20 protein-coding genes are annotated in these 20,324 nt (G+C 59.1%); 10 read left to right on the top strand and 10 right to left on the bottom strand.

From position 1 onward, the window contains the following. Window positions 1-539 precede the first annotated feature (539 nt). The 5 genes from IB144_RS12045 (at window position 540) to IB144_RS12025 (ending at window position 3,853) form a co-directional block, all read left to right on the top strand. Window positions 540-1,937, top strand: a complete 1,398-nt coding sequence (locus IB144_RS12045; RefSeq protein ID WP_004189768.1) for a cytochrome ubiquinol oxidase subunit I — start codon at window positions 540-542, stop codon at window positions 1,935-1,937. After that, window positions 1,937-2,947, top strand: a complete 1,011-nt coding sequence (cydB, locus tag IB144_RS12040; RefSeq protein ID WP_002907458.1) for a cytochrome d ubiquinol oxidase subunit II — start codon at window positions 1,937-1,939, stop codon at window positions 2,945-2,947. The genes IB144_RS12045 and cydB overlap by 1 nt, the downstream gene beginning before the upstream one ends. Continuing rightward, window positions 2,947-3,072, top strand: a complete 126-nt coding sequence (locus IB144_RS12035; RefSeq protein ID WP_004180143.1) for a DUF2474 domain-containing protein — start codon at window positions 2,947-2,949, stop codon at window positions 3,070-3,072. Before cydB ends, IB144_RS12035 begins: the two co-directional genes overlap by 1 nt. Before the next feature lie 96 nt (window positions 3,073-3,168). Next, window positions 3,169-3,474: a hypothetical protein gene (locus IB144_RS12030; RefSeq protein WP_040165326.1), complete on the top strand. Its 306-nt coding sequence runs from the start codon at window positions 3,169-3,171 to the stop codon at window positions 3,472-3,474. Window positions 3,475-3,622: 148 nt separating this feature from the next. Further along, complete coding sequence (locus IB144_RS12025) at window positions 3,623-3,853, top strand: DUF2554 family protein (protein WP_004143781.1); 231 nt, start codon at window positions 3,623-3,625, stop codon at window positions 3,851-3,853. Window positions 3,854-3,865: 12 nt separating this feature from the next. On the opposite strand, the gene IB144_RS12020 is transcribed toward IB144_RS12025, so the two are convergent. Then, complete coding sequence (locus tag IB144_RS12020) at window positions 3,866-5,827, bottom strand: U32 family peptidase (protein WP_002907469.1); 1,962 nt, start codon at window positions 5,825-5,827, stop codon at window positions 3,866-3,868. Window positions 5,828-5,860: 33 nt separating this feature from the next. Between IB144_RS12020 and IB144_RS12015 the strand changes: the two genes are divergently transcribed. Further along, window positions 5,861-6,028, top strand: coding sequence for a hypothetical protein (locus IB144_RS12015; RefSeq protein WP_014343127.1), 168 nt, complete (start codon window positions 5,861-5,863; stop codon window positions 6,026-6,028). Between the two features lie 10 nt (window positions 6,029-6,038). Here IB144_RS12015 and IB144_RS12010 read toward each other — a convergent pair whose 3' ends face one another. Then, entirely contained in the window at window positions 6,039-6,608 is a 570-nt protein-coding gene (locus IB144_RS12010) for an XRE family transcriptional regulator (protein ID WP_002907473.1), read from the bottom strand. Between the two features lie 185 nt (window positions 6,609-6,793). Here IB144_RS12010 and IB144_RS12005 point away from each other — a divergent pair, with 185 nt between their 5' ends. Next, window positions 6,794-7,960: a benzoate/H(+) symporter BenE family transporter gene (locus IB144_RS12005; RefSeq protein ID WP_023301873.1), complete on the top strand. Its 1,167-nt coding sequence runs from the start codon at window positions 6,794-6,796 to the stop codon at window positions 7,958-7,960. Here the strand turns inward: IB144_RS12005 and IB144_RS12000 are convergent. Continuing rightward, window positions 7,937-8,806, bottom strand: a complete 870-nt coding sequence (locus IB144_RS12000; protein WP_004151213.1) for an AraC family transcriptional regulator — start codon at window positions 8,804-8,806, stop codon at window positions 7,937-7,939. The genes IB144_RS12005 and IB144_RS12000 overlap by 24 nt on opposite strands. 180 nt (window positions 8,807-8,986) lie before the next feature. On the opposite strand from IB144_RS12000, the gene IB144_RS11995 reads away from it, so the two are divergent. Continuing rightward, on the top strand, window positions 8,987-9,883 hold the full coding sequence (locus IB144_RS11995) for a DMT family transporter (RefSeq protein WP_004180146.1): 897 nt from the start codon (window positions 8,987-8,989) through the stop codon (window positions 9,881-9,883). A gap of 46 nt (window positions 9,884-9,929) precedes the next feature. Here the strand turns inward: IB144_RS11995 and IB144_RS11990 are convergent, their stop codons facing one another. From IB144_RS11990 to tehA, 3 genes are all read right to left on the bottom strand, one after another. Beyond that, window positions 9,930-10,598 carry a DUF3313 domain-containing protein gene (locus IB144_RS11990; protein ID WP_004180147.1) on the bottom strand — a complete coding sequence of 223 codons (669 nt, stop codon included), beginning with the start codon at window positions 10,596-10,598 and terminating at the stop codon, window positions 9,930-9,932. A gap of 260 nt (window positions 10,599-10,858) precedes the next feature. Beyond that, window positions 10,859-11,455, bottom strand: coding sequence for a tellurite resistance methyltransferase TehB (tehB, locus tag IB144_RS11985; RefSeq protein WP_021313841.1), 597 nt, complete (start codon window positions 11,453-11,455; stop codon window positions 10,859-10,861). Beyond that, window positions 11,452-12,456: a dicarboxylate transporter/tellurite-resistance protein TehA gene (gene tehA, locus IB144_RS11980; RefSeq protein WP_002907483.1), complete on the bottom strand. Its 1,005-nt coding sequence runs from the start codon at window positions 12,454-12,456 to the stop codon at window positions 11,452-11,454. Before tehA ends, tehB begins: the two co-directional genes overlap by 4 nt. A 111-nt stretch (window positions 12,457-12,567) precedes the next feature. Here tehA and ydcK point away from each other — a divergent pair, with 111 nt between their 5' ends. Continuing rightward, entirely contained in the window at window positions 12,568-13,548 is a 981-nt protein-coding gene (ydcK, locus tag IB144_RS11975) for a YdcK family protein (RefSeq protein WP_065888664.1), read from the top strand. Here ydcK and rimL read toward each other — a convergent pair. Both rimL and IB144_RS11965 read right to left on the bottom strand, forming a co-directional pair. Next, complete coding sequence (gene rimL / locus IB144_RS11970) at window positions 13,534-14,112, bottom strand: 50S ribosomal protein L7/L12-serine acetyltransferase (RefSeq protein WP_002907487.1); 579 nt, start codon at window positions 14,110-14,112, stop codon at window positions 13,534-13,536. The genes ydcK and rimL overlap by 15 nt on opposite strands. A gap of 53 nt (window positions 14,113-14,165) precedes the next feature. Continuing rightward, window positions 14,166-15,821, bottom strand: coding sequence for a glucan biosynthesis protein (locus IB144_RS11965; protein ID WP_002907489.1), 1,656 nt, complete (start codon window positions 15,819-15,821; stop codon window positions 14,166-14,168). Window positions 15,822-16,258: 437 nt separating this feature from the next. On the opposite strand from IB144_RS11965, the gene IB144_RS11960 reads away from it, so the two are divergent. Further along, on the top strand, window positions 16,259-17,347 hold the full coding sequence (locus IB144_RS11960) for an NAD(P)-dependent alcohol dehydrogenase (RefSeq protein ID WP_032440059.1): 1,089 nt from the start codon (window positions 16,259-16,261) through the stop codon (window positions 17,345-17,347). A gap of 46 nt (window positions 17,348-17,393) precedes the next feature. On the opposite strand, the gene IB144_RS11955 is transcribed toward IB144_RS11960, so the two are convergent. Together IB144_RS11955 and IB144_RS11950 are read right to left on the bottom strand one after the other, a co-directional pair. After that, on the bottom strand, window positions 17,394-18,899 hold the full coding sequence (locus IB144_RS11955; protein WP_016946517.1) for a carboxylesterase/lipase family protein: 1,506 nt from the start codon (window positions 18,897-18,899) through the stop codon (window positions 17,394-17,396). A 41-nt stretch (window positions 18,900-18,940) separates the two neighbouring features. Continuing rightward, entirely contained in the window at window positions 18,941-20,284 is a 1,344-nt protein-coding gene (locus IB144_RS11950) for a VOC family protein (RefSeq protein WP_134894696.1), read from the bottom strand. Between the last annotated feature and the right edge of the window lie 40 nt (window positions 20,285-20,324).

The following is a 20,324-nucleotide window of genomic DNA, read 5'->3' as shown; positions in this document are numbered from 1 at the left end:
GATTAAAACAAACCAGAAGATAATCATTACGCCAAGCGTAATGCACAGACTCTGTAATCCTTTTTCAGACATTGGCATTCCCTTTTATTTATTCCCGAGCTCATACAGTACAAATTAGCCGCGGAGCCGACAATTTATTATTATTTAATTTACGATTAACCGGCTCAGCGTTTTTACTTATTCTCATACTAATGAGTGATAATAAATCAGAGTAAAAATCCGTGGCGGATTTCGTAAGCCAAAATATGAGCTACGGCGGGTGGTAAGGATATATTATGCCGACCAAGTGACTACGCCATACCGGCGGCAGGGCCGCGTAGCCAGCCGTTAGCAATAATATGACAGACAGCGGAATAGCGCCTAATCACCTTCCGCAGGGATTAATCAAGGTTGCGCAAGGATATTTTCTCGCCCTGGCAACAGCTGAAAAATCATAACAGCGGCCAACTGTTATGATAAAAAATGGCGTGACTGCCTCTGCCCCTCAGTCGTCACCCCACCTAAAATTGCGCTGAATCAATTTTGTTGTGGAGTCCTGCATGTTCGGTCTTGATGCATTCCATCTGGCGCGAGTTCAATTCGCTTTTACGGTCTCATTTCATATTATCTTCCCCGCCATTACTATTGGGCTGGCCAGCTATCTGGCGGTGCTCGAAGGCTTATGGCTAAAAACAAAAAATCCCGTCTGGCGCTCGCTGTACCATTTCTGGTCGAAGATTTTCGCCGTCAACTTCGGTATGGGGGTCGTTTCCGGGCTGGTGATGGCCTACCAGTTCGGCACCAACTGGAGCGGTTTCTCACAGTTTGCAGGCAGCATAACCGGCCCTCTGCTGACCTATGAAGTCCTGACGGCATTTTTTCTGGAAGCGGGCTTCCTCGGGGTGATGCTTTTCGGCTGGAACCGCGTGGGGCCGGGGCTGCACTTTTTCGCCACCTGCATGGTGGCGCTGGGTACTATCATCTCCACCTTCTGGATCCTCGCCTCTAACAGCTGGATGCAGACCCCGCAGGGGTTTGAGATCGTTGATGGCCAGGTCGTGCCCGTCGACTGGCTGGCGGTGATCTTTAATCCGTCGTTCCCCTACCGATTATTGCATATGACAGTAGCGGCGTTTCTCAGTAGCGCGCTGTTTGTCGGCGCCTCGGCGGCCTGGCATCTGCTACGCGGCAATCAGTCGCCGGCGATCCGTAAGATGTTCTCGATGGCGCTATGGATGACGCTGCTGGTCGCCCCCGTCCAGGCGCTGATCGGCGATATGCATGGCCTGAATACCCTGAAGCACCAGCCGGCGAAAATCGCCGCCATTGAGGGGCACTGGGAAAATCCGCCGGGTGAGCCAACGCCGTTGCTGCTGTTTGGCTGGCCCGATATGGACCAGCAGCGCACCCGCTACGGGCTTGAGATACCGGCCCTGGGCAGTCTGATCCTCACCCACAGTCTTGATAAACAGGTGCCGGCGTTGAAAGAGTTCGCTCCTGAGGAGCGCCCGAATTCTACTGTGGTGTTCTGGTCATTTCGCCTGATGGCCGGGCTGGGCATGTTGATGCTGCTGCTGGGCGTGCTGGCCCTGTGGCTGCGTCGCGGCGACCGGCTATACCACTCGCGGCCGTTTCTGCGTTTTGCCCTGTGGATGGGGCCATCCGGCCTGATCGCTATTCTCGCCGGCTGGGTGACCACCGAGGTGGGCCGCCAACCCTGGGTGGTGTATGGCGTTCAGCGCACCGCCGATGCCGTTTCCGCTCATGGCGATCTGCATATGTCGGTCAGTTTATTGACCTTTATCGTAGTGTACAGCGCCGTCTTCGGCGTCGGCTACAGCTATATGCTGCGCCTGATCCGCAAGGGGCCGCAGGAGATGCTCCCGGCGACAACCGGTACGCCAGCCCGCCCGCTGTCCGCCGCCACTGAAGGTTATCTGCAGAAGGAGTCCCGCTAATGGGTATCGAATTATCGGTGATCTGGTTCGTGATTATCGTCTTTGCCACGCTGATGTACATCGTCATGGATGGCTTTGATCTGGGCATCGGCCTGCTGTTCAGCACGGTGCGGGGCGGCGGGGATCGCGACGTAATGGTCAACAGCGTCGCGCCGGTATGGGATGGCAATGAAACCTGGCTGGTGCTCGGCGGCGCCGGCCTGTTTGGCGCCTTTCCCCTCGCCTACGCGGTGATCATCGACGCCCTGTCGATCCCCCTGACCCTGATGCTGATCGGCCTGATTTTTCGCGGCGTCGCCTTTGAGTTTCGCTTCCAGGCTACGCCGTCGCACCGGCCATTCTGGGATCGCGCCTTTTTTGGCGGCTCCCTGCTGGCAACCTTCAGCCAGGGCGTGGTGGTCGGGTCGGTGATCAACGGTTTCACCGTCAGCGGTCGCGCCTTCAGCGGCGGCATGTTTGACTGGCTGACCCCGTTCAGCCTGTTCTGCGGACTCGGACTATGCGTGGCCTATGCGCTGCTCGGCGCCACCTGGCTGGTGATGAAAAGTGAAGGCGCGCTGCAGCAGAGAATGCGCAGCGCATCGCGGCAGTTGCTGGGTGCCCTGCTGGCGGTGTTTGCCGTCATCAGCCTGTGGACTCCGCTGGCGCACCCGGCGATTGCTGCCCGCTGGTTCAGCCTGCCGAATCTCTATTTCCTGCTGCCGGTACCGCTGCTGGTGATCCTCGTTAGCGGCTGGCTGTGGCGCACGCTGCATCAGCGCGACCGCCATGTTTCGCCCTTCACGCTGACGCTGGGCCTGGTCTTTCTCGGCTTCAGCGGACTGGGGATCAGCATCTGGCCGCATATTATCCCGCCGGCCATCACGCTGTGGCAGGCTGCCGCTCCCCCGCAAAGCCAGGGCTTTATGCTGGTGGGCGCCCTGCTGATTATTCCGGTCATTCTTGGCTACACCTGCTGGAGCTATTACGTGTTCCGCGGCAAAGTTCAGCCTGGGGAGGGATATCACTGATGCGTACTGCCTGGCCTAAACGTCTGCTGTGGCTGATCGCGCTCTGGGGAGGCAGCGTACTGACGCTGGCCGCCATTAGCCTGCTGTTTCGCCTGCTGATGACCGCCGCAGGGCTAAAAGTCTGAGGGCGGATGCAGAGAGGTCCGAAAAGGGACTTCTCCATCTTATCTTCACTTTTGCCTGATGAAATACGGCGATACATCTGAAGAAAGGATATTGCTATGAAGAAGTTAGCTTTACTGTACGCCGTAATGACGCTGGGAATGTCGTCATGGGCTTTTGCTGCCGACAACCCGCCGCCGCCGCCGGAAAAAGGCGCGCAGCATCAGGGTAAACCGCCGGTGAAAAACGGCCAACACGAAGGTAAGCAAGCGCAATACAACAGCAAACAGCCACAACGAGACGGCAAACAGCCGCAGCACGACGGCAAACAGCCGCAGCACGACGGTAAACAGCCGCAGCACAACGGCAAGCAGCCGCCAAAAGGGAGCGAGCACAGCGGGAAACCGCTGCCGCCGAAAGCGTAACACTCTGGCCTGGCTTCCGCGTCAGGCCTTTTTTCATCCTTCGTCAGCCATCGTTGACAAACTCTTGCCGTTCTTTGAGATGCCCGAAAAAAAGCCTGCATTGCGCCTGACATAGTATGTCCACGCCATTGTTCCGTCGAGAAAAGGTATGTTAAAGAGAAGCATAAGCGCCCTGCTGTTGCTGTGCGCATTATTTTCCGGGCATCTGTTGGCACATCGTCAGGGACACGAGTACTTTCCGGTGCAAAGTCTCGAACAGCAGCTGCTGCACGAAGCGGATAGCGATGAGCTTCGCAGCCAGCACGAGGAGGCCGCCGCAGACCTGCGCGAACATCACCGCTGGCAGGACGACCGTAAACCGCGGGCATCCTGCCAATAGCATCGACTCGAATCAGGCCCCTTTGCGCTTCGGCAGCGTCTTCATCAGATCGTCCGGGCTGACGGAGGCCACAATGCTGCCCGGGTGCGGCATTTTGAGGATATGGTTTTTGATCTTGCCGACCACGTGCATTTCGCACGGACGGCAGTCAAACTTCAGGGTCAGGACCTCATCGCCATGGATCAGCTGCATCGGCGTGGCTTTCCAGCTCTTGATGGAGCCTTTCGCCTGCTTCGGGCAGAGGTTGAAGGCGAACCGCAAACAATGCTTAGTGATCATCACCGGCACATCGCCCTTCTCTTCGTGCGCTTCATAGGCGGCGTCGATCAGCTGTACGCCATAGCGCTGGTAGAACGCCCGCGCCTTGTGGTTATAGACGTTGGCGAGGAAGGAGAGATGGGTCTCAGGGTAGACCGGCGGCGGTACGGAGACCGGCTTGCGGGTGCCGCGCTGCCAGGCGTTGAGGCGCGCTTCATCCAGCATCTCCGCAGTTTCCCGACGCAGCTGGTTGAGCAGGCTGTTGGGCACAAACAGCGGCGGCAGATTAACCTGCACCTCGCGCGCATAGTAGATGGTTTGCCCCAGTTTTGTGACACCGTCACGCAGGTTGGCCAACGCTTTCTCCGCCTGGTTAGCTTCGGCGAACTCCCCGTCAAGGGTGTGGGTCACGCTGACGCCATCTTCACAGGTCATGGTGAGAACCAGCTGCTCCTGCCAGCCGCTCAACGTCACATCTACCGCGATGCGGCGTTCGCTGGAGGTCTTTAGCAGCGCCTGTTGCCAGTTATGATCGAGGTTGCGGTTGAGCGGCTGATGGGGGCGCACTTTATGCAGATCCGCTGGCATCTCGTTCGGCCATACCCGATAACGGTTTTCGCCGGTTTTTTCCACGGTATTAGCACGGAAGCCCACCACTTCGCGCTTAATCATCACGTTGAGACCATCGCCGTTGGTTAACGGTTCACTGACTTCAACGTCGAGATGGTCTTTGCCTACCTTCAGAACTTCACCCACCGGCAGGCCGATAAATTTCGGCGAATCAAAGGCGCCGATATCGCCCTTGCGGGCATTAACAAAGTAGTCAGTGCTGCCCCGGTGGAAGGTTTTATCCGTGGACGGGATAAAGAAATGCTCGGTGCGTCCAGCCGAGGCGCGCGCCAGGTCGCCGCGATCTTCGATAATGGCATCCAGCATTTGACGGTAGTGCGCAGTGATGTTTTTCACATAACTCATGTCTTTGTAACGGCCTTCAATTTTGAAGGAGCGTACGCCAGCGTCGATCAGCGCCGCCAGGTTGGCGGTCTGATCGTTATCCTTCATCGACAGGAGATGTTTCTCATAGGCCACCACCCGCCCCTGATCGTCCTTCAGGGTATACGGCAAGCGGCAAGCCTGCGAGCAGTCGCCGCGGTTGGCGCTGCGTCCGGTCTGGGCGTGCGAAATGTAACACTGCCCGGAATAGGCCACGCACAGCGCGCCATGGATAAAGAATTCGATAGTGGCGTCAGTGTGGTCGTAAATGGCTTTGATTTGACTGAGGTTCAGTTCGCGCGCCAGCACGATCTGACTGAAGCCGGCGTCGGAGAGAAACTTCGCTTTTTCCACACTGCGAATATCGCACTGGGTGCTGGCGTGCAGCTCAATCGGCGGCAGATCCAGCTCCATGATCCCCATATCCTGCACGATCAGCGCATCGACGCCTGCGTCGTAGAGATCGGTAATCAGCCGCTGCGCCGGCTCCAGTTCATCGTCATGCAGAATGGTGTTCAGCGTCACAAATACCTTTGCGCCAAAGCGATGAGCGAAAGGCACCAGCCCGGCGATATCGCTCAGACTGTTGCTGGCGTTGTGGCGGGCGCCAAAGCCAGGTCCACCGATGTAAACGGCATCGGCGCCGTGAAGGATCGCTTCGCGAGCGATACCGGCGTCGCGGGCAGGACTAAGAAGTTCAAGACGATGATTGTGCAGGCGCATACGCGTGTTGTTATCCAGTATAAGGGGGTCGAAATGGCGGCTATTGTAGTCAGAACCGGGCGCAGACGAAAACCTTTTCCGCCGTCGCGCGACGACGAATTTTCACTTTTCAACAAAGTATTGACGGAAAAGATATTTCCCTCAAATCACGGCGAAGAGTACTGTCATCACGTATTCCGGATTTTCCTCGTCACGTTGTGAGTGGTTATCATCAGTCATCTTGTCTGGCCGCGGGTTCGCTCGCGGTTTTTTCTTTTGGATAATGGATAAGAGAATGGAAATGGGCCGCCTGGGCGCCGCGGTTACGATACGCATGCGTCGCGTCGCCGGCGAAACGCCTACCCTCACCCGCCTGCAGCGAGTGCCACTCCCCTTGTAAGCACAAATCCAGCGTACCACTTATCACTACCACATGCTCAATCACCCCTTTCTCATGCGGCGTTGATTCGCTCAGCGCGCCGGGGGCAAGGGTTATCGAAAAATGGTCAAAGCGCAGCTCGGGATCCCACGGGAATACTGGCGTCACCACCATCGCCTGCTGCTGCGGATCAAACGCGGAGGGCGCGGCGCTGGCGTCCGGGACGATGAACGCCGAAAACGGTACGTTCAGCCCGGTGGCAATCTTCCACAGCGTCGCCACCGTTGGACTTGATTCATTCCGCTCAATCTGCCCGAGCATGGCTTTCGACACCCCGGTCTCTTCCGCCAGTCGCGACAGGCTCCAGCCTCGCTGCTGGCGCAGGGTTTTAAGCGTTGCCGCCAGATGTTGCGCAATATTCATCCTTCCTCCCGTTTTTACTGCGCAAAGTATACCGCCATTTGTCTGATTTTTTCAGGACGTTTAACGGCATCGTACGCCACTGGCGGCGAGTTTTTCTCCCAGGGTAGCTGCGCGAACCACCGCTTGTGCGTTATAACGCACAATGATACAGTGAATGGATGTTATAACGCACATGAGAATCATCGATGCGCTCGTTTAGTCTTCCGCTTCCCACTCTGTTCGCTGGCTTCGTCGCCGTGTTGGTGGGGTACGCCAGCTCCGCCGCCATCATCTGGCAGGCCGCCGCCGCGGCCGGCGCTACCCCCGGGCAGATCGCCGGCTGGATGACGGCTCTTGGCCTCGCCATGGGCATCAGTACTCTCGCGCTGAGCGCCTGGCGGAAAGTTCCTGTGCTCACCGCCTGGTCAACGCCGGGCGCTGCGCTGTTAGTTAGCGGCCTGCAGGGGGTGACCCTCGCCGAGGCCGTGGGGATCTTTATTTTCGCCAACGCGCTGATCGTTATCTGCGGCGCCACCGGCCTGTTTGCCCGGCTGATGAAGATCATTCCCCATTCGCTGGCCGCCGCGATGCTGGCTGGGATCCTGCTACGGTTTGGTTTGCAGGCCTTCGCCGGCTTACAGGATCATCTGCCGCTGTGCGGCGGGATGCTCGCCGCCTGGCTGCTGTGTAAAGCGCTGTGGCCCCGCTTCGCCGTGGTGGCTGCGCTGGTGATTGGAGCGCTGATTGCGGCGGCGTCCGGCGATGTGGCTAGCGCCCCCGTGCCGCTGGCATTTGTGACGCCGGAATGGGTCGCCCCGCAGTTTACTCCGGCGCTTTTGCTCAGCGTCGGTCTGCCGTTCTTCCTCGTCACCATGGCCTCGCAGAACGCTCCAGGGTTCGCCACCCTGCAGGCATCAGGCTATACCGTACCGGTCTCCGCACTGATCGTCGTTTGCGGGGGGTTGGCACTACTGCTGGCGCCGTTTGGGGTTTATTCCATCTGCATCGCGGCGATCACCGCCGCCATATGCCAGAGCCCGGAGGCGCACCCGGATCCGAACCAGCGCTGGCTGGCGGCCATAGCCGCGGGCGGTTTTTATCTGCTGGCCGGTCTGTTCGGCGGGTCAATCACCGCCCTGATGTCGGCCCTGCCGCCGGCGTGGATCCAGATGCTGGCGGGTCTGGCGCTGCTCGGCACCATCGGCGGGAGTCTGTTTCAGGCAGTGCATCAGGCCAGTGAGCGCGATGCGGCAGTGCTAACCTTCCTGGTCACCGCCAGCGGGGTGACGCTGGCGGGAATTGGCTCCGCCTTCTGGGGCGTGGTGCTCGGCGGGGTGAGTTACGGCGTGCTATCCGCGCTGCGCCGCCCGTAGCTGGGAGGGCGTCAGGCCGGTGGCGGCTTTGACCCGATGGCTGAAATGGCTGGGGGAGCTAAAACCACAGGCCAGCGCTATCTCGGTTAACGGCAGCGCGCTATGGCAGATCAGGTTTTGCGCCTTCGCCATTCGCTGCTGCATGACGTACTGATGCGGAGCCATATTTAGCGACTGACGAAACATACGAGCAAAATGAAACTCACTCAGACCCGCCTGCTGCGCCAGGTCGGCCAGGGTCAAGGGCTGATCGAGATGAGCATCGATCCAGGCCAGTACGTGACGCTTTACGCCTGGCGCCAGCCCGCCGGTGACCGTCGGCAAACGCCACTGCACGGTGGAATAGTGCTGGATCAGATGGGTAAGCAGTAAGCTGCTGGCAGCGCTGAGGGTCAGCTGGTTCGCCGGCTGCCGCCAGTCGTTAGCCAGCAAAAACTGACGATACACTGCGGTGATTTTATCATCGCTGGCGAAGGTCTTTTCCTGCAGGGTGAAGTTCGCCGGGCTGCGGTCCCACACCTCCTCGCCGACGCGACGCAGGTGCGCATCGGTACAGTAAAGATGCACAAACGACAGATCGCCGCGGATATCCCATACGCTTTCATCGCCTTTCGGCATCAGACAAAAACGATCCGGGCCGCCGCCATTTTTCCAGCCGTGCGGCGTCTTTTGATAGCTTTCGTAGCCATCAGCGACGTACAGACTTAAAGTATGATGGTCGCTGCGCACCGTCACGGTATCGCAATTGTTATACCAGGCGGCCAGTTGAATACCGGAATTCAGCTCCACGGTTCCCTTCAGCACCGCGTTCTGTCGCCGTAATGTTTCAAATGTCCCGTAACCCATCGTCTTCACACATTGTCTGTAAAAGCCCTAGTCTAGGGAGACTACGGCGCGGTTTCCAGTCCTCACCGCCAGCGGAGGGCAAATAAGCGCAAGAATTTGCAAGCCGACAACAAACCGGTGAAAGCCGCAGCAGGCGGCAGCCGGCATACTCCTCCCATCAACAGGTAGAGGAGAACCAGGGTGAACGCATTACTCTATGCACTCGTTGTCGTGATCTGGGGTACAACGTGGATTGCGATTTTTTTACAACAGGGACCGGTGGCCGCGCCGGTATCGATTTTCTGGCGTTTCGCCGTAGCCAGCGTCACGATGCTGGCGATTCTGCTCGTCACACGACGCCTGCGGCCGCTGGGCGCGAAAGATCATCTCTGCTGCCTGCTGCAGGGCTGCTGCGTCTTCTGCTTTAATTTCTGGTGTTTTTATACCGCCGCCGCCTGGATCAATACCGGTCTGGAATCGGTGATCTTTTCGATGGCGGTACTGTTTAACGCCATCAACAGCTTTCTCTTTTTCCGCCAGCAGCCGCCGGGCCGCTTCTGGGCCGCCGCCGCGCTGGGTCTCGCCGGTATCGTCATCCTGTTCTGGGACGACCTGCTGGCCAACGGACTGAACGCCTCGCTGCTGTGGGGGATCGGGCTGAGCGCCCTGGGTACCTACGGTTTTTCGCTCGGCAATATGTTCAGTATTCGCCACCAGCGCCGCGGGCTGGAAACGCTGACCACCAACAGCTGGGCGATGCTCTACGGCACGCTGGTGATGGGGGCGATCGCTCTGCTGCGCGGCGATAACTTTATGCCAGAATGGACCGTCAGCTATCTGGGCGCCCTGCTTTACCTGGCGCTGTTCGGCTCGGTCATCGCCTTTGGCGCCTATTTCACTCTCGTTGGGCGCATCGGCGCCAGCAAAGCCGCCTACAGTACGCTGCTTTTTCCGCTGGTCGCCTTATCCATTTCCACCGTCTATGAAGGGTATGTCTGGCACAGCAGCGCCGTGATCGGGCTGGCGCTGATCCTGCTGGGTAACCTGGTAATGTTTGCCAAACCGGAACAGCTATTGCTGCGCCGAAGGCTGGCCTGAGGAGGCTGAAGAAAACCAGCGCCGTCGTCAGACGGCGCTGGCACGATTAACGCTGAGAGGGATCGAATTTAACGGCGTCGACCGCCATATCATCGATAACCTGCTTCAGGGTATCGACGGTCAGCGGTGTATTCTCATTCGCCAGGGTTTTGCCTTCCCCTTTACGAACGACCTTGATGACCGGCTTATTGGTGCTGGCGTCAATGACCTCCGCCTCAAAGTACAGATTGGTGTCCATGGTACGATGGCCGGTGGCGGCCTGGGTGCCGGCGACAATCATAGCGACCGGGATCACTTCATAGAACTGCAGCCCCTCTTTGCTGGAGTCCACCCCGGTGATCGCCCCGCGGAAGATGAGGCTGCGCTTGCCGGCGGTAGTGGCCAGCGGTTTACGCTCGGAAATAGCCTGTTTCAGCTCTTTGTTGGTGTAGTTAAGAATATCCTGCAGCGCCTTCTCCCCTACCTGGGTGGTCGGCTTCGGTACCGGATAGTAGGTCACCGGGTGATAAACGATATTGTCATAGTTGGCCGGATTGAAGTTCGGATCGATCCAGCGCAGCTCCGGCTTGCCGGAGGCAGAGGTCGTTTCTTTCAAACTGGAATAATCTTTTAAGAAGCCCGAATACTGATTCGGTTGCGCCACTTTCGCCGCACAGCCGGTCAACGCCAATATTCCCGCCAGAGCGGCGACTTTCAGTAAAACGCGAGTACGCATAGAGAGATCCCTGTAAATACAGTTTTTTTTCGGCAGACGTTATAGCAAATAGGACCCACTAGTTTTGTGACAAAAAAAGGGCTTCGTCAAGGAAGATTTATAAATATTGATGGCCTGAACATTACGTTAATAAATAATCACTTAAAAGGGGTATCGCGCGGTTTTCCAGGCTCATTTTCGCCGCAACGGGTCTCTGTCTTGCCCAGGCTCTGGCGGGGAATGCGGCGCGGGCCATGCTCAGCTTCCCACGCCGCGGCGAATCAGGCAGGCTTGCGCGCCAACAGGGTGGCGAAGCGCAATTTGATGCGATTGCCGTTGGCGTCGGTGCGATGCAGCTCGCCGACGTCCTCATTGTATTTCAGCAGCTCCCAGCCCTGGTAATAATCACGAAGCTCATCAGGTTTAAAGGCAAACGGGAAGCCGACGGTGCAGGGATAGTCTTCGGTATCCATCGCCGCCACAATCAGGTTATAGCCGCCGGCGGCGGTGCAGCGCTGCATATTGGCGATCAGGCCCGGGATGGTGTCAGGCTCGAGGAACATCATCACTACGGTGGAGAGGATCAGGTCATACTCGCCGTCAAAGCTCAGGCTGTTGAGGTCTTTCACCGCCGTTTGCAGATTATCCAGTCGCTCGGCGGCGCGAATACTTTCCAGATTGTTGACGCTCATCGGATTTTTATCCCACGCCGTCACCGCGAAGCCGTTCGCCGCCAGATAAAGGCTGTTACGCCCGTTGCCGCAGCCAAGATCCAGCGCCCGCCCCGGCGGCACAATCGTCGCGGCATGCAGCACCTCGGAATGGGTGCGGGTCAGGCTGTATTTTTGACTAAAATAATCCGCGTCACGCATTGTCATGATCCTTCCTTCTTATTCAGGAGTGTTTCCCGGTCGACCTGGAGCAACAGTTTTCCGCTGACCAACAGCAACGCTGTACGCAGCAGCAGCAGGCCGACAACCAGATTGCTAAAAATAAATAGCGGCATCGCCAGATGATGAAAAAAGCCGTCTCCCCTGGCCTGGCCGAGATGCAGACCGGTGGTGGCCAGCGCGGAAATGCCGAACGAGAAGCTCCAGAAAGAAGCATTGAACGGCTGACGAAGATACCAGGGCATCAGACGGAGCATAAACAGTAGCTGCAGCAGGCCGTAACCAAACAGCAGCTTAGCGAAGGTATCGGCCTCCCCGCCGTTGACGCTGAGCCAGGCGCTGCAGGCCACCAGCGCAGGCGCCAGCTGGATCCCCAGCGAGGTGCGCAGCGGCGTCGGCAGCTCGCCTGCGCTGCGCAGACGCTGGAGGATCGCCGGCTCGAGGCTCAGCCAGGAGAAGACCCCGGCGCCGAGGAACACCAGTCCGGCATCGGAAAATCCCAGCGCGCCGCAGGCCATCGCGCTGATAAAATTATTGGCTACTGTCGGCAGATACAACCCCGGCGTGGTGGCCTCGCGAGGATGGTTCCCCCGCCATAGCCCACCGCTTTGCCAGGCGGCATAGGCGAGCTGCAGCGCCACGCCCGGCACAAACAGCCCGATCGCCAGCGGCCGGCACCAGGGAGCCAAACCAATCGCCACCAACAGCGTGGTGGCCGGAAACAGGCTGACGAAGCTGCTGCTCACCGGATGACGCATCTCCCGCAGCACGCTCGCCGGAAAGCGGATCGCCCGGCTGATAAACGCCATGCTGAGCAGGACCCACATCGCCATCGCCAGCGTCACCAGCCCATCACCAATGCTGCGGCTGACCGGCCAGAGGGTGCTGGCGTAACGCCAGGCGAAGCCCATTCCGATGGTGCCGAGCACCATGCCAAAATAACCCGCCGGCAGGTTTAGCACCTGCCGCGGCGTTTGCGTTTTATTCATTTTATTGATGATATCAATTTAATTTGAAGTTGCATTCTAAAGGAACCTTATCCCGCGCGCTATGGCGATCTTTGCTATGTTTATGTTAACCATAAGTAATAAGGATCGGCCATGCGTAAATACCGTCTCAGCGAACAGACCCGGCAGTATTGTTATGAGGAAGAGCATGGCAAACAAAGCGTCACCCTGCGCCAGATCGTGGCGCTTATTGATTTCGCTGACGTCAAAGCGGGCAGCGAAGGCGGCTGGGTGGATGAGGAATGCGCTCTCAGCCAGCAGGGGGAGTGTTGGATCTACGATGTCAACAGCGTGGTCTTCGCCGGGGCGCGCATCCGCGATGACGCCCGCTTAACCGGGTTCTGCGTGGTCAGTCATGAGGCCACCATCGGCGGACGGGCCTGCATTCACGCCTCGCAGATCAGCCATCACGCGCAGATCAGTGACAACGTCACTGTTATGCAGAGCCAGGTGCGCGGTTATTGTCGCCTTGCCGACGAGGCGCGTCTTCTCCCCCACTGCCAGGTGATTGCCGCGCGCGGGTTAACCGCCGATCGCGACAAAGTCCTGCAGATCTATCAGCGAGCCACCGTCAGCGCCTCGCGCATTCTCCACCAGGCGCAAATCTACGGCGATGCCTTCGTTGAGCATGCGTTTGTCGAACATCGGGCGGAAGTGTTTGACCAGGCAAGACTTGAAGGGAACGAAGAAAACGACGTCTGGGTATGCGATAACGCCCGGGTATACGGGCACGCGCGCCTGATCGCCGGTCGCGGAGAGGATGCCATTCCCACCGTACGCTACAGTTCGCAGGTGGCAGAGAATGCGGTGATTGAAGGCAACTGCCTGCTGAAGCATCGGGCGATGGTCGGCGGCGAGGCGCAGCTGCGAGGTGGTCCGATTCTGCTCGACGACGATGTGCTGATCCAGGGGCGGACAGTCATCACCGGCGATGTGATCGTTGAGCACCAGGTCTCCATCAATGACGAGGTGCAGATTGCCGCACAGGAGGGAGATGCCATTCATCTGCGCGGCCCGAAAACGCTTGACGGCCAGCAGCACATCACCCGCACGCCGCTGTTAGGCGCGCTTTAATGCCTCATCGCGGTCAATAATGCGGGCGTAGATATTCTGATCGTCATAGCTACCGTTCAGATACTCGGCTTGTCGGAGACAGCCTTCCAGAACAAAACCGTTGCGCAACGCTACCTGGTTGCTGCGGGTGTTCGCCACCCGGCATTTGATCACAAACCGGCGCACCAGCCCGCTGGCGGCATAATGGCGGATAAAGGCCTGTAATGAACGGGAAAGCAGCCCTTGCCCCTGGTGCTCTTCATCGATCCAGTAGCCAATATAGGCCGTTTTATTCTGCGGCTCGATCTGATTGAACGACAGGACGCCGACTAGCTGCTTATCGAGAAACAGCAAAAACATTTTGGCGTAATCCCGCTGATGCAGCATCACGTTGCCCTGCACATGACGGCGGGTCTCGTCTTCGCTGCGCACCTCGGCGGGCCAACTGAGCGACTGCTGTAGCCAGCGCTGGTTTTTGACCACCAGCTGGTGCAGGTCGCTAACGTAGCGCTCATCGATGGCGATTAGCGTCAGCGCGTCGGTTACCGGGATCGACTCAGGTACTGCTGGGATATCTGCGGTCATAGCGCTCTCTTCTGGCCCGCAGGGACTGCCTGCGGGCGTCGGGTGACTCAGGGTTATTTCATGATCCGGTCGTCAACGTAGTTGCGTTTATCTGCTGCCGGCGGGAAATACTGATAGAGCCAGGTTTCGCTGATGGCTTCTCCCTGACAGCGCAGGAACAGACGCATCTCCACCGGGTCGGTTGAGTCGGTGGTCGGATACCAGTCGAAAAGGATCCGGTAGCCATCGAACGGCTCGACGTAGAGGATCTCAATCTGCTTCGCTTCCCCGCTGGAGAGGGTGATCACCGGTTCAATACCGCGCGGCGCGGCCGCCTTCAAATCACCGCCGACAAAGTCGATGGCAAAACGACGCGCCCACTTATCCGGGTAGTGTTCACCCGGCGCCCATCCCTCGGGGAAGCCCCCCATCCCGGTGCGGGTGGCCAGAACGCGCGCCAGCGGGGTGCTAACCGGCGGCTGCGCGCTCCAGTAAAGACGGTAGCGGAAGTCCAGTTCGTCGCCCGCCTTCACCGCCTTTTCCGGCTGCCAGAAGCAGACGATATTATCCAGCGTTTCGCCGGTAGTTGGGATCTCCATCAGGCTGACCGCCCCTTTGCCCCACTGGTTACGCGGCTCAACCCACAGGCTGGGACGCTTGTTATACCAGCCCATCACATCCTGGTAGTGGGAGAAATCACGGTCCAGCTGCAACAGACCAAAGCCGCGCGGGTTCTTGTCCTGGAAGGCATTGAACTGCAGCTTCTGCGGGTTATTCAGCGGCCGGCAGACCCATTCCCCGTTGCCCAACCACATTGACAGCCGATCGGAGTCGTGGATTTGCGGATGGATGGTGTCGCACATCCGCCGCTCATTATTGCCGCAGCTGAACATACTGGTCATCGGCGCGATACCCAGCTGTTTGATATCCTTGCGGGCGTAAAGGTGGTTTTCCACGTCCATGATAACCTGGGTATCCTGGCAGTGGATGGTGAACTTGTAGGCGCCAGTGATGCTCGGGCTGTCCAGCAGCGCGTAAACGGTAAACACCGTGGCGTCCCCTTTGACCGTTTCGAACCAGAACGACGTAAAGTCGGGAAACTCTTCCGGGGTATCGGTAAAGGTATCCACCGCCAGACCGCGGGCCGACAGGCCATACTGATAGGTGCTGTCTACCGCGCGGAAGTAGCTGGCGCCGAGGAACGCCACGATATCGCGGCGCGCCAGCTCCGGCGCTTTAAACACCCGGAACCCGGCGAAGCCGAGGTCAGACTGTCCTTCCAGCTGACGGGTATCCACACCGGCGTCATTGTACTTAAACAGCTCCGGACGGAAGTGGATCTCGCGCGCCTGCTGGGTGCTGGCGTCTAAAGAGAACATCCGCACGCGGCGACGGAACCCCATCCCGACGTGGAAAAACTGGATGTCCAGCTTACGCTCTTCAATATTGTTCCACAGCGAGTGGTTGGCATCGTACTGGATGCTGTTATAGGCCTGCGGGGTGAGATTGGCGAGCGTCGGCGGCAGATCGCGCGGGGCGCCGCCCCACGGCTGGCGCGCCAGATCGTGAGCCATCGCCTGCAGAACAGCATAATCAAAACGACGCGTTTGCCCGTCGGCAATGCCCGCGTCTTCGGCAAAAGCGGCCTGACTGAATAAGGAAGCGACTCCTGACGTTCCGCATACGGCGGCAACAGCCATGGAAGATTTAAGAAAACGTCTGCGGTTCATGCCTGAGAAAGCGTCCTTCTGCACGGGTGAATTGATTCGCAACGCGTCATCACGCTGCGTGATAATTTCCGCCCACTCTAGACAAAAACGATTAATAATCCAATTGTTGCCAGCAGAAAAAAGGTAAAAAAGCCCTGTCCAGAGGAACAGCCTGTTTTTTTCATTTCCTCTGACGTGTAGCCAGGGCATACACGCTGCATGCCGCTTTTTACCCCTGACTATTCAAGGGAAATCTATTCTCCAGGGCTGAATATTCACCCCATGTATCGCTCCTCGCCGCGCGCGTTTTTTAGGCACGATTCGCGCAAATTTCCATCGCGCCTGGTGCTAACTTTTCCCCGATAACCGCTATCTTTCTTCACGTTAGCGGCCAACAGGGGAGAGCCGTTCGGGCTGTCCCGCCACGCTCTCCAGGGAATTCATTCAGGAGTCATGCCATGCAAGTGAAAGCAGCCGTCACGCTGGGCTACCAGCAGCCTTTTGTCATCAAAGACGTCGAGGTCGCCCCGCCGGGGAAGGACGAGATATTAGTGAAAATTGTCGCCACCGGCGTCTGCCATACCGACGCCGTGATGCGCGACAACCCCGGGGTGGTGCCTATGCCGGCGATCCTCGGCCATGAAGGCGCCGGGATCGTTGCCAGCGTCGGCGAGGCGGTTAGCGGCATCAGAGTAGGAGACCACGTGGTGCTCAGCTACGCCGCCTGCCACCACTGCGAAAATTGTTTAAGCAACCACCCTTCGGCTTGCGAAGATTTTAATACGCTTAATTTTGGCGGCCGACGCGAGGATGGCACCACCCCCTACCGGCTGGGAGACCAGGATCTGTCCCTGTTCTTTGGCCAGTCGTCTTTCAGCCAGTATGTGGTCACCCGCGCCAGCAACGCGGTCGTGGTCGACCCGGAGGTTGATCTCACCCTGCTCGGCCCGCTGGGCTGCGGTATCCAGACCGGTAGCGGGACGGTGCTCAACCGCCTGAAACCGGTGGTCGGCGAATCGCTGGTGGTGTTTGGCTGCGGCGCGGTGGGGCTCAGCGCCATCATGGCAGCGAAATTAACCGGCTGTTCACAGATTATCGCGGTGGATATCCATGCCAGCCGCCTCGCCCTGGCGGGCGAACTGGGCGCCACCCATCAGATCAACGGCAAGGAACAGGATGCCGTCGCCGTGATTAAACAAATCACCGGTAAAGGCGCCCACTACGCGGTGGAAACGACCGGCGTCTCCGCTATCGTTCTGCAGGCCGTACACGCGGTGAAACCGCTGGGAACGGTGGCGATTGTGGGCTTTACCGGAGATATCACCCTTAACGTGCAGAACGACCTGATGGCGGAGGGAAAATCGCTGGTCGGGGTGATTGAAGGCGACGCCGTGCCGGCGCTGTTTATTCCGCTGTTGATTCAACTCTATAAACAGGGAAAATTCCCTATCGATAAGCTTATCGCCCGCTATCCGTTGGCCGATATCAACCAGGCCTTCGCCGATTCGGCGTCCGGCAAGGTGATCAAGCCGGTGGTGGTCATGTGAGATAACGTCGCCACCGGTCGGTGGCGACAGTTGCGCATTATGGGATTTATTCCAGCGTCACGTGATGCTTCATCACCCGGCGAAACAGCGCCAGTCTGGCGCGCATAAAGCGGTTCTCCACTTTAAACCCGGCGCGCTTATGCAAGCCAATGCGCAACAGGCGATCCCGCCCGCGCAGGCACGCCGGCCAGCGCACTGCGCCGGAAAGCGTCTGCTCGCCGCTGGCGAGGCGGGCAAACTGCGTCCAGTAGTCAGCGACCTGAGCGGCGAAGGCCAGATCCGCTTCGCTGGCGTACTGCCGCACCGGGTCGGTCAACCGCAGGTTATCAAACACGTAGGGCACCTCGTTGCCATGCCAGGCCCCATGCGGGTAGGCGTCATGCTCCGCTTCCGCGACATAATCAAACCAGTAGCGCCAGCACGGCTGACCCACGCGCTGTTGCGCCTGCATCACTACATAACCAAGGGTGGTGAAGGCCATGTCGCGGCATACTTCCCGCCCCAGCGCTTCATCGCCCTTCACGCCGGGATAGAGGAGTTTGATCAGCCCCAGCCCCAGACGGCGCTCTCGGCGCAGCTTCTGGATCTGCCCGGCAATATCGACGCCGAACACGGCCATCACGCTGGCTTCATCGCTATTGGAGCCGATCATCACCGGTATCGGATGCTGGCGGCCGGCAAAGAAGGTCTCCAGCATCGGCTGCGGCAGCACCGCGTCTCCGGCAATAGGCGCTGGCCCGGTATTCAGCGGCGCGGTGAGCGACCAGAAGGCCTCCGCGGGGATCGCCCGCAATTCCTCAGCGCTGGCTTGCGGTAAGGCGAAGTGTTCCGCCAGCAGGCGCCCTTTTTCCAGCGCTTTTTCCCGCGGCAGATCGGGTAGCGTATACCCGCTCTGAATAATCGCTTTATGAAACAGCCCTTTCGCTTTCGGGGAGGCCATTAGCGACAGCACGCTGCGCGCCCCGGCGGATTCGCCAAACAGCGTGACGTTGGCGGCATCCCCGCCGAAGGCGTGGATATTCTCCTGAACCCACTGCAGAGCGGCAATCTGATCGAGCAACGCGAAATTATAGAGACGTTCGCCCGCCTCTTCTTCCAGCGCCGGATGGGCGAAAAAACCGAGATGGCCCAGCCGGTAGTTAACTGTCACCACCACCACGTCGCGGCTGGCAAGCGCTTTGCCATCGTAAGGCGGCAGGCTGCCGGCGCCGATGGTAAACCCGCCGCCGTGCAGCCAGACCATCACCGGCAGCGGCTGCGCTGCGCTGGCCGGGGCCCAGACGTTGAGATATAAGCAGTCTTCGCTGAAGGCGCCAGGATCGCCGCCGCCGAGCTCGCGGCAGTAGTCAATGTCCTGCCAGCTGGCCGCGGAAAAGGTCTCGGCTGGACGTACCCCCTGCCAGCGGGCGGCTGGCTGCGGCGCGCGCCAGCGCAGCGGGCCCACGGGCGGCGCGGCGTACGGAATGCCGCGCCAGATATGAATCCCCTGTTCTGCGCTCCCGGCCAGCGTTCCCTGACGGGTTTTCGCCAACGGTTTCGACGGATGTTGCATAACCTGCTCCCTGTAAGGCTGATGCCAGCAGGGTACTGATTTTACAGCAGACCGCAACGTCGTTTGCTGCGCTCCTCCGCCTGTCGGTATAGTTCAAACTCATCCTGCACCGGGCAGCCCAGAGCTGCCTCAAACGCCTCGCGACTGGCGTTCCCGTGGCTGCGCGCCTGGGTTTCGTTGCCCAGATTGGACTGAAAAATGCCCGCCGCGCTGACCGGTAAAAAATCTTCATAAATAATCGGCTGGGCGACCACCCACCCGCGCTCAATCAGCGGCTGCGGATCGTCGCCCGGGCGAAACGCCTGGCGATGTGCCTCACCCGTGGGCGTCAGGCGGTAGCGAAACCAGGCCAGCCCCTGCTGACGGAGCAGAAATTCGCTGTCGGGAAATTCGCTAAACACCTCCTGTAGATGCTGCTGGTGGCTGAGATTGTCTTTCCCGGTTCCTGCCGCCTGCAGCAGCCGATCGTACAGCGCGCGCCCTTTCGGCGTCAGCGCCACGCCCCGCTGCTCAATTTCGCCAAAGCGGGCGCTATGGGTGCCTCGGTGTTCTCCGGCGAACATCACCGGCTCCTCAAGCGCCTTAAAGCTGGTCTGCCGCAGGAGGATCGGGACCTCCCGGCGCGGTGGCCCTTCAATCAACGCTTTGGGTTCAATACCGCACTCCGGCATCAGGGACTGGACGCGGTCAATATCCAGCGTCCGCGGCGTGAGATGGTTGATATGACACCCCGGGAAACAGACCACATCGGCAATCAGGCGGTGCTCGCGATGCAGAGCATGGTAAGTCTCCTCATCGACGGTGGCTTGCCGGTACCAGCGGAACGTCTCCAGCGCCTCCTGGACAAACTCGCGCGCGTCGGCAGAGGTGAATTCGCCCTCTGCTTCATACTGCGCAATCAGCGCCAGGCAGCGGGGGGTGAAGATTTTGCGCCGCGCGAGGATCGCCTCGGCCCGCTCGCGCAGGGCGCGATTTTCAATCAGCTCCAGGCGCAGCAGCGAGGTGAAAATCCGAAATGGATTGCGCGCCAGCGCGGCATCGTCGATGGGACGAAACGCCGTGGAGTGGACCGGCACGCCGGCCTGCGAGAGATCGTAATAGCTAACGGGATACATTCCCATGATGGCAAACATGCGACGGAGCGTCGCCAGTTCTTCCGCTGTGCCCACGCGAATCGCGCCGTGGCGCTCCACGTTTAAGCGCGCCAGCTCGTCAGCGTTAGCGAGCTGTTCATGCAGCTGCGGATTATTTTCCAGTACCGCCAGGTTGACGTCAGCCACCAGCTCCAGCAGCGTTCCGTACTGCGGAACTTCCTGCTGGTACATGGCCGACATGGCCTGCGAAAAGTGCTCCCGAATCTCATCAGCCGTGATGGTGTTCGCCATGATGTGTTACCTCCAGTGAATACTTCCTGGAGTGTAGGAA

Origin of the sequence: Klebsiella sp. K4, from assembly GCF_014596785.2 — a bacterium.
GTDB classification, from domain to species: Bacteria; Pseudomonadota; Gammaproteobacteria; order Enterobacterales; family Enterobacteriaceae; genus Klebsiella; species Klebsiella pneumoniae.
This window is presented reverse-complemented; position numbering and strand designations above follow the sequence as displayed.

Coding starts and splice junctions, on each gene's coding strand:
- IB144_RS12045 (WP_004189768.1), top strand. CDS start 540: ATGTTCGGTCTTGATGCATTCCATCTGGCGCGAGTTCAATTCGCTTTT.
- cydB (WP_002907458.1), top strand. CDS start 1,937: ATGGGTATCGAATTATCGGTGATCTGGTTCGTGATTATCGTCTTTGCC.
- IB144_RS12035 (WP_004180143.1), top strand. CDS start 2,947: ATGCGTACTGCCTGGCCTAAACGTCTGCTGTGGCTGATCGCGCTCTGG.
- IB144_RS12030 (WP_040165326.1), top strand. CDS start 3,169: ATGAAGAAGTTAGCTTTACTGTACGCCGTAATGACGCTGGGAATGTCG.
- IB144_RS12025 (WP_004143781.1), top strand. CDS start 3,623: ATGTTAAAGAGAAGCATAAGCGCCCTGCTGTTGCTGTGCGCATTATTT.
- IB144_RS12020 (WP_002907469.1), bottom strand. CDS start 5,827: ATGCGCCTGCACAATCATCGTCTTGAACTTCTTAGTCCTGCCCGCGAC.
- IB144_RS12015 (WP_014343127.1), top strand. CDS start 5,861: ATGGCGGCTATTGTAGTCAGAACCGGGCGCAGACGAAAACCTTTTCCG.
- IB144_RS12010 (WP_002907473.1), bottom strand. CDS start 6,608: ATGAATATTGCGCAACATCTGGCGGCAACGCTTAAAACCCTGCGCCAG.
- IB144_RS12005 (WP_023301873.1), top strand. CDS start 6,794: ATGCGCTCGTTTAGTCTTCCGCTTCCCACTCTGTTCGCTGGCTTCGTC.
- IB144_RS12000 (WP_004151213.1), bottom strand. CDS start 8,806: ATGGGTTACGGGACATTTGAAACATTACGGCGACAGAACGCGGTGCTG.
- IB144_RS11990 (WP_004180147.1), bottom strand. CDS start 10,598: ATGCGTACTCGCGTTTTACTGAAAGTCGCCGCTCTGGCGGGAATATTG.
- tehB (WP_021313841.1), bottom strand. CDS start 11,455: ATGACAATGCGTGACGCGGATTATTTTAGTCAAAAATACAGCCTGACC.
- tehA (WP_002907483.1), bottom strand. CDS start 12,456: ATGAATAAAACGCAAACGCCGCGGCAGGTGCTAAACCTGCCGGCGGGT.
- ydcK (WP_065888664.1), top strand. CDS start 12,568: ATGCGTAAATACCGTCTCAGCGAACAGACCCGGCAGTATTGTTATGAG.
- rimL (WP_002907487.1), bottom strand. CDS start 14,112: ATGACCGCAGATATCCCAGCAGTACCTGAGTCGATCCCGGTAACCGAC.
- IB144_RS11965 (WP_002907489.1), bottom strand. CDS start 15,821: ATGAACCGCAGACGTTTTCTTAAATCTTCCATGGCTGTTGCCGCCGTA.
- IB144_RS11960 (WP_032440059.1), top strand. CDS start 16,259: ATGCAAGTGAAAGCAGCCGTCACGCTGGGCTACCAGCAGCCTTTTGTC.
- IB144_RS11955 (WP_016946517.1), bottom strand. CDS start 18,899: ATGCAACATCCGTCGAAACCGTTGGCGAAAACCCGTCAGGGAACGCTG.
- IB144_RS11950 (WP_134894696.1), bottom strand. CDS start 20,284: ATGGCGAACACCATCACGGCTGATGAGATTCGGGAGCACTTTTCGCAG.